The 11,988-nt window shown below is 39.2% G+C and carries 13 protein-coding genes; 9 read left to right on the top strand and 4 right to left on the bottom strand.

Annotation, left to right across the window (positions count from 1 at the left end):
• The first annotated feature begins 57 nt into the window (after positions 1 to 57).
• Positions 58 to 1,911 carry a transglycosylase domain-containing protein gene (locus ACXYMX_RS15350; RefSeq protein WP_459045118.1) on the top strand — a complete coding sequence of 618 codons (1,854 nt, stop codon included), beginning with the start codon at positions 58 to 60 and terminating at the stop codon, positions 1,909 to 1,911.
• A gap of 30 nt (positions 1,912 to 1,941) precedes the next feature.
• Here ACXYMX_RS15350 and ACXYMX_RS15345 read toward each other — a convergent pair whose 3' ends face one another.
• Positions 1,942 to 2,505, bottom strand: coding sequence for a YufK family protein (locus ACXYMX_RS15345; protein ID WP_459045117.1), 564 nt, complete (start codon positions 2,503 to 2,505; stop codon positions 1,942 to 1,944).
• A gap of 446 nt (positions 2,506 to 2,951) precedes the next feature.
• Here ACXYMX_RS15345 and ACXYMX_RS15340 point away from each other — a divergent pair, with 446 nt between their 5' ends.
• Genes ACXYMX_RS15340 through mnhG form a run of 7 tightly spaced genes read left to right on the top strand, consistent with a single transcriptional unit; the run spans position 2,952 to position 8,715 of the window.
• The gene (locus tag ACXYMX_RS15340) at positions 2,952 to 5,360 is read left to right on the top strand and encodes a Na+/H+ antiporter subunit A (protein ID WP_459045116.1); all 2,409 of its coding nucleotides are present in this window, start codon (positions 2,952 to 2,954) and stop codon (positions 5,358 to 5,360) included.
• On the top strand, positions 5,347 to 5,769 hold the full coding sequence (locus tag ACXYMX_RS15335; RefSeq protein ID WP_459045115.1) for a Na(+)/H(+) antiporter subunit B: 423 nt from the start codon (positions 5,347 to 5,349) through the stop codon (positions 5,767 to 5,769). Before ACXYMX_RS15340 ends, ACXYMX_RS15335 begins: the two co-directional genes overlap by 14 nt.
• Positions 5,769 to 6,110: a Na(+)/H(+) antiporter subunit C gene (locus ACXYMX_RS15330; protein WP_459045114.1), complete on the top strand. Its 342-nt coding sequence runs from the start codon at positions 5,769 to 5,771 to the stop codon at positions 6,108 to 6,110. Before ACXYMX_RS15335 ends, ACXYMX_RS15330 begins: the two co-directional genes overlap by 1 nt.
• Entirely contained in the window at positions 6,103 to 7,584 is a 1,482-nt protein-coding gene (locus ACXYMX_RS15325) for a Na+/H+ antiporter subunit D (protein ID WP_459045113.1), read from the top strand. The genes ACXYMX_RS15330 and ACXYMX_RS15325 overlap by 8 nt, the downstream gene beginning before the upstream one ends.
• A gap of 6 nt (positions 7,585 to 7,590) precedes the next feature.
• Entirely contained in the window at positions 7,591 to 8,070 is a 480-nt protein-coding gene (locus tag ACXYMX_RS15320) for a Na+/H+ antiporter subunit E (protein ID WP_459045112.1), read from the top strand.
• Positions 8,067 to 8,348: a Na(+)/H(+) antiporter subunit F1 gene (locus ACXYMX_RS15315; protein ID WP_459045111.1), complete on the top strand. Its 282-nt coding sequence runs from the start codon at positions 8,067 to 8,069 to the stop codon at positions 8,346 to 8,348. Before ACXYMX_RS15320 ends, ACXYMX_RS15315 begins: the two co-directional genes overlap by 4 nt.
• Positions 8,332 to 8,715 (top strand): monovalent cation/H(+) antiporter subunit G, encoded by a 384-nt coding sequence (gene mnhG, locus ACXYMX_RS15310; RefSeq protein ID WP_459045110.1) that lies wholly within the window; start codon positions 8,332 to 8,334, stop codon positions 8,713 to 8,715. Before ACXYMX_RS15315 ends, mnhG begins: the two co-directional genes overlap by 17 nt.
• A 46-nt stretch (positions 8,716 to 8,761) precedes the next feature.
• On the opposite strand, the gene ACXYMX_RS15305 is transcribed toward mnhG, so the two are convergent.
• Positions 8,762 to 9,076, bottom strand: a complete 315-nt coding sequence (locus tag ACXYMX_RS15305) for a hypothetical protein (RefSeq protein WP_459045109.1) — start codon at positions 9,074 to 9,076, stop codon at positions 8,762 to 8,764.
• 63 nt (positions 9,077 to 9,139) lie between these two features.
• Positions 9,140 to 10,651, bottom strand: a complete 1,512-nt coding sequence (locus tag ACXYMX_RS15300) for a leucyl aminopeptidase (protein ID WP_459045108.1) — start codon at positions 10,649 to 10,651, stop codon at positions 9,140 to 9,142.
• A gap of 157 nt (positions 10,652 to 10,808) precedes the next feature.
• Here ACXYMX_RS15300 and ACXYMX_RS15295 point away from each other — a divergent pair, with 157 nt between their 5' ends.
• Positions 10,809 to 11,285 carry a divergent PAP2 family protein gene (locus ACXYMX_RS15295; protein ID WP_459045107.1) on the top strand — a complete coding sequence of 159 codons (477 nt, stop codon included), beginning with the start codon at positions 10,809 to 10,811 and terminating at the stop codon, positions 11,283 to 11,285.
• 51 nt (positions 11,286 to 11,336) lie between these two features.
• Here the strand turns inward: ACXYMX_RS15295 and ACXYMX_RS15290 are convergent, their stop codons facing one another.
• Positions 11,337 to 11,666 (bottom strand): YuiB family protein, encoded by a 330-nt coding sequence (locus ACXYMX_RS15290; RefSeq protein WP_459045106.1) that lies wholly within the window; start codon positions 11,664 to 11,666, stop codon positions 11,337 to 11,339.
• Between the last annotated feature and the right edge of the window lie 322 nt (positions 11,667 to 11,988).

Raw genomic sequence — 11,988 nt, 5'->3', positions numbered from 1 at the left:
TTTGGAAGTGTGCTATTCTTTTACTAGAAAGCACTATAAATGTATGGAGGTCCGAAGATGAAACAAGTTATCGGTTATATCGTTATCATTCTTACTTTCCCAATACTATTCTTCGTACTTCAAGCGATTAATACAGAAGTACATAGTGCAGAGTTATTTGATGACAAAGTTACTGAGTCTATTGAATTATCGCATCCACCTAGTGACCTTCCAATTATATTAAAAGATCAAAACGGCACTATTTTTTCTGAAGAGTATGTCGAGTGGCGTGATCCTCTCCTACTTGCAGATATACCTATCTTCGTACAGCAAATTTTTCTTGAAAGTGAAGACACTGGCTTCTATGAGCACCGCGGGTATGACGTAGCTGCGATTACGCGTGCTTTCATTGCTAACGCTTCTACAGAGAATCTCTCACAAGGGGGTTCTACCATTACACAACAACTTGTTCGAATGCGTTTTTTGTCGACTGATAAAACATATGAACGTAAAGTAATTGAATTACTTTATGCTGCAGAGCTCGAAAAACGAATCGATAAAAATAAAATACTAGAAATGTATTTAAATGAAATGTATTTTGGAAACCAAGTATATGGGATTGGTGCAGCTGCAACTTATTATTTTAATCGACCTTTAGCAGAGCTAAACAAAGCAGAAATCGCCTTTATATCAGCAATTCCAAACAACCCATCCTTATATAACCCTATTAATTATTTTGAACGTACGAAAAAGAGACAAGAGCTTCTATTGAATGTACTTGTAAAAAATGGTGTTTTACCAAACGATGAAGCACTTATTTTGAAGGACCTTACCATTGATTTAGATATTAAAGAGAAAATGAATCAATTTCCTGCTTATACTACATATGTCTTTTCCGAGCTGCAAGAATTAATTGGTGAAACTGAGGGTTTTCTAAAAAAAATAGAGGAAACCAATACAGACGATAGTAAACGACTACTAACGTCACAATTGAAAAAACGTACAAAAGAAGTAATGTCCTCGGGAATTGTTATTGAAACTGCATTAGAATCTAAAAAGCAGCTTCTAGATGAGGCAACTGTTACGAAGTTATTAGAACCTGAAGGGTTGCAAGCAGGCGCGGTTGTTATTGACAATAAAACAAGGAAAATCGTCAGTCTATATGGAGGAAGAGATTATAAAAAAGCTGATTTTAACCGCGTGTTCCAAGCCGTTCGGCAACCTGGCTCTGCTATCAAACCACTTCTAGTTTACGGACCGCTTTTTGAAAGCAACCCTAATGCGGCTAAAATGACAATAAACAGTGGGAATCTTTGTATCGGATCCTATTGTCCAACGAATTTTGGTGGCTATGTTTACGGGAATGTTTCAATAAAAGAAGCTTTTCGTAATAGCCACAACACAGCGGCCGTTCGAGTTTTACAACAAGTTGGAATAGATGAGGCATTCAGCTATCTAGAACCTTTCGCATTTAAATCAATCACATCAAAAGATAAAATATACCCTGCAGCACTCGGTGGTTTGACAAAGGGTGTAACACCACTTGAACTCGCTGGTGCTTATACAGGATTTATCGACGGAAAATTCGTCCCTGCACGTGCAATTCAAACCGTAAAAGATAAAGATGGTCATTTATTATATGAATGGAATGAAGAGCGGGTAAATGTCTGGTCTCCATCAACTACAGCGATTGTGCGTAATTTGATGGAAGATGTTGTAGTAAACGGAACTGGACGAGGGATTACATACACAACTTCTTATACGGGTGCGAAAACTGGAACTTCCAATCAGGATAAGGATTTGTGGACTGCTGGAATGAACGATCAATACACTACAGCAGTGTGGATTGGCCATGATCAACCTAAACCAATGCCCGGCGTCAGCAATAGAAAAATACACTTACAAGTTTTTTCTGCGTTGCTTCAAAAATAGTTGTTTTAAAGTTAAGTTTATTCTATCTACCTAGTTTATGGATGGCAGACTAGCAATTACTCCATTATATAACCTAAGTAAAATATAGATAATCATTGAAACAAGAGCGCTCCATATAGTAATTTCAAAAATAATAAGGCCGAGCGTACTTGCTATTGTCATAAATTTACTTAACTTATACACAACGTATACAAAATAAATAAAAGTAGTTAACAAGAATATACCGACTAATAGTTGAATCGATTGAATACCGCCAGCCGAAGTTAATGCTCCGAAAAAATAGATGACATTTCCACCACGTGCTGCGCTATATGACTTTCCTTCAATATCTTTGGAGAAAAAGAGCATTGCTGTTTCATGAATGGTTTCAGCTATTAGCTTCATTGCTGAGAATATCATGAAAAATAACAATGTATAGATCACAAGTAAAAAAATTCGTAATTGAAGATCTGTTAAAAACTCACGCATCCCTGAGTACAGTCCAATTTCTTTGAACAAATCAACGGATATACTTACCGTAAAGACACCAAACGTCAAACTAAAAAGCACAATTGTTACAAATGGTAAGTAACCGAATATGTATGGATTTTTCATTTCACACCTCAAACATCAAAATAATGTACCTTCTCCATAATATAGGAAGCTATTCAAAATAAGCAAATCAACCCCTATAAAATGGATATAACTTCAGTTGTACAATAATCAAATGCTATGTTATAGTAACTTCAATCAAATAAATGAGTTTTTTGGAGGAGTCTGTCACCAAGGGGTTTCTATGTCCTTTTGTGGCGGGCTTTTTGCGTTCATTTATTTTTTTGTGTGGGGAATACATTCTTTAAATTGAAGGTCTGTGGATGCCATAAGTTTTGAATGAAGCCAACTTAGGGAAGTCTAGGTTAGCCCACCTACTTGCGACAATTTTCAATTGCATGTCCCCCGATTGTTGCGGAATCGACGGTTTTCAGGTTGACTCCCCTTCGTAATCCCAAAAGCAATTACAACGAAGTTAGATTGATTTACTAATTGAGAGGAGAATTTTCTTGGAATTTGTGTTATTAATTTTCTTACCGATTATGGCTGCCCTTTTTGTCCCGTTGCTTTTTAAACGACTAAAAGCCATACACACAGGATGGTTTGTACTATTTATACCCATCATTCTTTTCATTTACTACATAAGCTTTATTGGGCTAACGATGGATGGCGGATTCGCTCAATCTGAATTGCAATGGATTCCATCTCTAGGAATATCGTTTGTCTCTTATATAGACGGACTCAGTTTGCTTTTCACTTTACTTATAACAGGTATTGGAGCGTTAGTAGTTCTCTACTCCATTTTTTATCTCGATAAAAATCAGGAGAAATTGAATCATTTTTATGTGTATCTTCTAATTTTTATGAGTGCGATGTTAGGTGTAGTCCAATCAGATAACGTAATTACCCTTTATCTTTTTTGGGAACTAACTTCTATCTCTTCTTTCTTGCTCATCGGATATTGGAGTACTCGAGATCGCTCTCGATTCGGAGCATTGAAGTCGATGATGATTACCGTATTTGGTGGATTAATGATGCTTGGGGGATTTGTTCTTCTTTCAATTATGGGTGGCACGTATTCAATTCGTGAATTGATAGCAAATGCCTCTACGATTGTTGGACAAGAATTCTTCATTTTGGCACTTGTACTTATTTTACTCGGAGCTTTTACAAAGTCAGCACAATTCCCATTCTATATATGGTTGCCTGATGCAATGGAAGCACCAACGCCGGTCAGCGCATATCTTCACTCAGCAACGATGGTGAAAGCAGGGATTTACCTTGTTGCAAGATTTACTCCTTTGTTTGCTGTATCTGAAGTCTGGATTTGGCTTGTTACCGGAATTGGTCTCCTCACTCTATTTTGGGGATCTGTATTTGCAGTAAAACAGACAGATTTAAAAGGAATTTTAGCGTTTTCAACGGTCAGCCAACTTGGTCTAATTATGTCTTTACTCGGTGCTGGTGCAATTGCTTACCACTCTGACGATCCGATTTTCAAGTTCGCAACGTTTGCAGCCGTTTTTCATCTAATTAACCACGGAACATTTAAAGGTAGTTTGTTTATGATTGCGGGTATCGTCGATCATGAAACAGGAACAAGAGATATTCGTAAATTAGGCGGATTAATGAGCATAATGCCGGTCAGCTTCACGGTTGCTTTCATTGGCTCAATGTCTATGGCGGGGTTGCCACCGTTTAACGGCTTCCTAAGTAAGGAAATGTTCCTTCAGTCTATGTTAGCGATTCCGCATTTTGAACTGTTCAATTTTTCTACTTGGGGAATTATATTCCCAGTAGTTGCTTGGATTGCTAGTGTGTTCACATTTATATATAGCGTCTACTTTGTGTGGAATACGTTTGCCGGAAAGCAAAAAAGCGAACAACTTCCTCAAACACCACACGAGGCACCAGTCGGAATGCTCATCGCACCTGTTATTTTAGCATCGCTAGTTGTCGGTATTTTCTTCATTCCGAACTTAATAGGAAAGTGGTTGGTAAAACCAGCAGTTATGGCGATTCAACCTAGCATCTATTCCCATCCATCTGATGTTGATGTTCATGTTTCCGCCTGGCACGGCTTCGATTCAACAGAGTTATGGTTGACGGTTGCGATTGTTGCGATTGGATTGCTTCTTTACAGTCAACTAAATCGTTGGCAAAAAATCTACGATATTCAACCTGAGTTCTTATCTCTTAATACTCTTTATGATTCAATGATGGTTGGTAGTGAAACTGGAATGAACCGACTTTCTCGATTTTATATGGATGGACTTATAAGATCGTACTTGATTTACATGTTTGCCTTTATCGTTATCATAACGAACATTACATTGTTTGTTAAAGATGCATTTGTAGTTGACATGGATAGCTTTTCAGCTGTAAGCCTTTATGGAGTCCTAACCGCGATTATTCTCGTGCTTTCTGTCGGAATGATTATCGTTGCAAAAACGAGGCTTTCGGCGATTATTGCACTAGGTGCCGTCGGGTACGCCGTATCGTTGTTCTTCGTCATCTTTAAAGCGCCAGATCTTGCCCTTACTCAATTAGTGATAGAAACCGTTTCGGTCGCTCTGTTCCTACTTGCTTTTCAGCGATTGCCACAGTTGAGCAACCACGGGGAAACATCCGGTTTCAAATTAGGTAACTTTATTATTGCAGCGGGAGTGGGAATTACAGTAACACTTGTTGCTTTATCAGCTCATTCACAAAAACTGGTGTCTTCGATTTCCCAGTTTTATAAAGATACCGTTTCAACTGAAGCTGCTGGCGGGAACATTGTAAACGTTATTCTTGTTGATTACCGTGGTTTTGATACTTTGTTTGAAATAGCGGTTTTATCAATTGCAGGTATATTAGTAATTGCTTTAATTCGATTACGTTTAACTAGAAAGGAGAATACGAATGAAAACGAATGATGTCATCCTACAGACGACAACCCAAGTCGTATTCTTCATTATCTTTTTGTTTTCCATTCACATTTTTTTCGCAGGGCATTATACACCTGGTGGAGGATTCGTTGGCGGTCTACTTACTGCCGGCGCAGTTATCTTGTTACTTCTTGCTTTCGATTTAAAAACAGTGCAAACTGTGTTACCTTTTAATTTTACAATAGTGATGGCTACTGGTTTACTGATTGCACTAGGAACTGCATCTGCTTCAATTTTCTTAAATGTCCCGTTTTTCACACATGCTTTTGGTGATTTTGACTTGCCACTCTTTGGAGTTTCATCACTCCACACAGCTATGATGTTTGATGCGGGCGTCTATTTAGTCGTTGTTGGTGCAACGATTACAATCATTCAATCGATTGGAGGAGATTCTTAATGGAACTTATTATGTCAATCGTCATCGGTATTTTATTTATGGCGGCCGTCTACTTAATTCTTTCCAAAAGTCTTCTCAAAATCATTATTGGGACAGGACTCCTTAGTCATGGTGCTCATTTACTAATATTAACTATGGGGGGACTTGGCGGTATCTCACCACCTGTGGTAGCTGAGGGTGTAACTGATTATGCCGATCCTCTACCACAAGCGCTTATTTTAACTGCAATTGTAATAAGCTTTGGGGTAACTGCAGTCCTACTCGTTATTTCTTATCGAATGTATGCTGAAAATCAAACGGATAATATGAATCTCTTGAGAGGAAATGACGAACATGATTAATTTACTTTTGTTTCCAATCTTACTACCTTTTTTGTTCGGAATCCTTCTTCTCTTTTTTAAAGAGAATGTTCGAGTTCAGCGGTACTTAACAATTATCGGCTTACTCGTAAGCCTTGGCGCTGCCCTTATCTTAGTTAGTAAGGTGAAAGCAGATGGCGTTCAATCGCTAACACTCGGAAGTTGGCCAGCACCTTTCGGTATTTCTATGGTGTCCGATATGTTTTCTGTACTTCTTGTCACTACATCGATTTTAATTACCTTATTCGTCGTTGTTTATAGCTTTTCGTCTATAGGTAATGAGCGTGAACGCTTCTTTTATTACCCTGCTATTTTGTTCATGTTAGCTGGCGTAAATGGAGCTTTCACAACTGGTGATATTTTCAACATGTTCGTTTTCTTTGAAGTGTTGCTAATTGCTTCGTATTTACTCATTGCTCTTGGGGGAGAGAAAAGACAGCTTCGGGAATCTGTTAAGTACGTTCTCATAAACGTTATTTCTTCAGCACTCTTTGTTGTTGCAATCGCATTGCTTTACTCCGTTTTAGGTACTGTCAATATGGCAGACATTGGTGCGAAGATAACTGAATACGGCCAAACAGGAATTCTAACAGTCGTCGCGGTTCTTTTCCTACTTGTTTTCGGAGTAAAAGGTGCCATTTTCCCATTATACTTTTGGTTGCCAGGCTCCTATGCGGCACCCCCCGTTCCTATACTTGCATTATTCGGGGCTTTACTTACTAAAGTTGGAGTTTATGGGATTACAAGAACGTATACACTTTTCTTTATACATGACATAGCGTTTACTCATGGCATACTCTTAGTCCTCTCTGTTCTAACGATTATTGCTGGATGTATCGGTGCACTCGCTTATTTCGATGTCAAACAAATTATTATTTATAATATTGTCATCGCTGTCGGTGTAATTTTGTTTGGGGTTGCACAAATGAATGAAGCAGGAATGACTGGTGCAGTCTTCTACCTAATTCACGATATGCTCATAAAAGGCGCACTCTTTTTATTAATCGGCGTCCTTATTACAGTTACAGGCACGTCAAACTTACGGAAAATGGGCGGACTTATGAAAACACACCCAACACTTGCATGGATGTACTTGATCGCAGCTTTTGGACTCGCTGGGATTCCTCCGCTCAGTGGTTTTGTAGGTAAACTCTTGATCGTCCAGGGGGCTTTTGAAGCAGGTAATACTTGGGGTAGTATCATTATTCTAGCTTCTAGTCTTATTGTTTTGTTATCCGTCATTCGAATTTTCATCTACGCATTTTGGGGTACCCCTACTGAATTACCAACAACAAATCCGCGGACTTATCGTAACTTGATGTTGCCCGCTGTTGCTTTGGTCATTCTTTCTATCGCTTACGGTGTCGGTACAGAATGGCTGCTTCCTTATATGACAGATGCATCGAATGTATTACTACATCCGTCTACTTACATTGACGCGGTGTTAAAGGAGTAGATGACGTTGGCTTTTCAAATACTATTAAACTTTTTTATAGCGTTTCTGTGGATGTTAATTAGTGGTTCACTTACTCCAACAACTTTCGTTATAGGTTATTTAATCGGGTTACTTCTCATCTTTATGGTGAGACGATTTTTCACAGGACGTTTTTATACGGCACGTTTATGGGCTGCTTTCAAGCTGTCACTGATTTTCTTTAGAGAGTTGGTTCTTTCGAATATTTCCGTCTTGCGTTTAGTCATTCGACCAAAGCTCAATATTAATCCAATGATTTTTGCTTTACCTACGGACTTAAAGCAAAACTGGGAAATCACCTTACTTTCAAGCCTGATTACATTAACTCCAGGTACGATTGTGTTATATGTATCCGACGATCAAAACACACTCTATATCCATGCAATCGATGTCGATGATGTCGATGAAGCGATTGATTCAATTAAAAACTCGTTTGAAAAAGCGATTAAGGAAGTGAGCCGCCTATGATTATGTTTATATGGGTTTCTCTTATTATAGTTATCGTGTCGATGATTGGCCTCCTTTATCGAGTCTTTAAAGGACCATCTATTCCTGATCGTTTAGTTGCACTCGATGCGATTGGCGTAATGATTATCTCGGCCACTGCCCTACTATCCATCTTATTTGACACGAAGTTTTTCGTTGAGATTATCTTACTTATTGCGATTATGTCTTTCATCGGAACAGTTGCTTTCTCAAAATTTATAGAGAAAGGGGAGATTATCGAGTATGATCGTAATAGCTAACACACTCACAGTCTTCGCCATCGTCGTTGGACTTGTTTTCACTGTAGTTGCAGTCATTGGTATTATTCGCCTCCCCGATGTGTACACCAGGGCTCACGCAGGGGCAAAGAGTACGACACTTGGCGTAATGAGTATTTTATTGGGTGTCTTTATTCACTATTGGTTTGTGGAAGGACATTTTAGTATCAAACTCATTCTAGGTATTGCATTCTTATTTATTACTGGGCCCATTGGTGGGCATTTAATGAGTAGGGCTGCTTATATTTCTGGAGTAAAACCGACGAATCTAACCATTGGTGATGATCTTGCTGCGGTAGTTAATCAAGCTAAAAAAGAAGCTTTAAATAAAGAACGTCTTGAAAAATAAAAAACGCACGGCACCCAGTTTTTGGTTGCCGTGCGTTTTTTCAAATTCAATACTGTCCATAATAACCATACGGAGGATAGCTGTATGGAGGGTAAGGATATTGATAGTATGGATTGCCACCGTATGGAGGGTAAGCTCCGTATTGGGGATAACCACCGTAACCTCCGTACCCCCCATAGCCTGGGAATAACGCTGATCCAAGTAATCCTCCAGCTAATCCACCAAGAAAGGGTCCTCCGAATCCAAATCCTTCTGAACCAAATCCTCCTAAACCAAATCCTCCGCCACGACCTCCACCGTGACCACGGCCGCTATTATACCCACGGCCTCCACCTCTATGACCTTCATAACCTCTAGGCATACTTCATCCCCTTTCCCACTTATTCTATTCGTAAAGATCCGTGGGAAGGCGGACAATGGCCTATCAGCCTTTTAAATCACTCTCAGTCATACGCTCAACAAGTGTTGCCAACGTACGAACCATCACACCTGTCGCACCTTTGGGCCCTAAGTCATGAGCCGCTGTTGCATCAGAAGTTCCTGCAATGTCTAAATGAATCCATGGTGTATTGCCAGCAAATTCTCCGACAAACCCACCACCAAAGATCATATGACCGTCACGACCTGGAGAGTTATTCAAGTCTGCTACATCACTTTTTCGCAGTCTTTTCTTGTCGTTTTCAGTGAGTGGCAGTCTCCAAACAAATTCACCAGTTTCTAATGCCGCTTCCATAAACTCTTCGAAAAACTCTTCATTGTTTGTAAGGGCACCTGTTTTATCCATTCCTAAGGCAACAATTACTCCTCCTGTAAGAGTCGCGACATCAATTAAATAATCCGCACCGGACTGCAAAGCATATGTTATTGCATCCGCAAGTACAAGACGCCCTTCAGCATCTGTATTTAATACTTCGATTGTTTTTCCACTTAAAGATGTAATGACATCATCTGGTTTGAAAGCTTCGCCAGAAATCATATTATCTGTTGATGCAATCACGGCGATCACGTTCTTTGCAGGGCGTAGTTCACCTATCGTGTTCATTGCGCCAAGAACTGCAGCCGCGCCACCCATATCGCCTTTCATACCGACCATGCCATCTTTAGGCTTTAATGAGTATCCACCTGTATCGTAAGTAATTCCTTTACCTACGAGCCCAACAACGTCTTTCCACTCTTCTGTTCCGTGATATTTTAAAACGATTAGTTGAGGTTCTTCCACTGAGCCTTGATTTACCGCAAGGATGGCGCCCATTCCTAGCTCTTCCATTTCCTTCTTCCCAAGCACTTCGATTTCAAAATCATGTTTCTTTGCAAGTTTCCGCGCGTAGTTTGCCATTTCTTTCGCAGTCAGTAAATTGGGTGGCATATTTACCAGGTTACGTGCTTCATTGACGGAATACGCATGTATTTGTCCTACTTTATATGCAGCATTTAATTCATCAGGATCTCCTGGTGATAAAAAAGAAACCGTTTGGAGTTGTACATCCCGTTCATTCGAATCCGTTTGGTAGCCTTCAAATTTATATGCACCAAGCCCAAGGCCTTCTCCTGCCGCGAACACGACATCATCGCATGCTAAGTGATCATTTGTAAATGGTGCCGTCCAGATTGTCACAGACGCTGCTTTTAGTTCCCTAAGATCTCTGCCTACAGCAACAAATACTTCACGTAGTCGATTGACATTAAGTGATTTTTTGGCGTCTAGTCCAACAAAAAGAACTCGTTTATATCCACCTTCATGCATTGAAGGAATTTTCACGATTTTTTTGAAGTCAGTTTGAATATCCCCACCTGATAGCCAACTAGGAAGATTTGGATGAAAAGCAGTAACAAACTTCTCCCAACCTTCTATATTTTCTGGATGCTTAGGTACACCAATAACCAATACATCTGTTTTAACTTCACTAAAATCTACATTCAAAATAGTTGCGTCCATTTAAATACCTCCATTTTTTATATACACCCCTTATTGTATAGTACCAACCGAACGAATTGAAACGAAGTACACCAATCCTATGTATTTGGTTATCATCTGTCTGCATTGTGGTATACTAATGTTATTATTTTCTATTATGAAAAAGGAGTGGAACTGTATGACCATTCTTCAAAATATCCCGCTCCTTGCGGCATTATTTGGAATTATCTTTGCTCAACTTATCAAAATTCCAATTCAATTTTTCATCACAGGTAAATTCGATTGGAGACTAATGACGTCAACTGGAAGTATGCCTAGCTCACATTCTGCTGCTGTAACAGCTCTGACAACCGCAATTGCCTATGAACACGGGCTCGATTCAACGCTTTTCGCCGTTTCTACTATCTTTGCTGTTATCGTTATGTTCGATGCGACTGGAATTCGTTTCCAAGCAGGTCAACAAGCAACGATTATCAATCAAATTAGATATGACTTTCAAACGTTTGTGAAGGAAGCGAAAGGGTGGCAAGCAAAAGAAGAAGATGAGAAAATCCAAGAACTCAAAACATTGCTCGGTCATAAACCAAGTGAAGTTTTTGCCGGCGCAGTCCTTGGTATTCTCATTTCAGTTGTTACCTATTCATTTCTATTATAAAAAAGTGTACTTAAGCAAATTTTGCTTAAGTACACTTTTTTTAAGTATCCGTTAAAACATTTGATACCCTTGTTTTCTTAATAATTTGACGACGATTCCAGAAAGTATCGCACCAAAAAGTCCGCTTGCTAAAATAACAATATCAACTGTATGTAACTTCAAGATTTTATCTCCTAGAAGTCCAAAAGCATACGCTGGCTTTGTTAAGTACTGGTACATTTTAACTTCGTCAATAATTAGAATAACAATGATCGGATAAATGATTGCCATAAGCCATGTCATCCGCAACAACATATTTAACAAGAATCCTATACCGAAAAAAATGACGATAAAAATCAGTACAGATAGGACGACTTCTATTAATGAAATTGATCCTGTCAATGTAAATACCTCCTATTTTCCATTCATTATTTTACATGAACAGACAGTACCTTTCAATCAAACGAAACCAGTTTATACAATTGTACTAAAGTAGACATTATTTGTGTACTAGATAACTTGTTTTATTGCTAGGAAAATCATCTATCAGCATTTAAAAAACACCTACTGTCCATTGACGAGGCCACTGAAAAAGTCCCCATCAACAGGATTATGCTAAAACTGTTGATTTCCGTTCCGAGCGGACGCGTTCCACGGGGCGGGCGGTGAGCCGCATCGGATCGCTATCGCTCCCTGCTGGGTCTCACCTGTCCCGCTTCATCCC

This window comes from Sporosarcina sp. CAU 1771, assembly GCF_054482775.1.
This window is presented reverse-complemented; position numbering and strand designations above follow the sequence as displayed.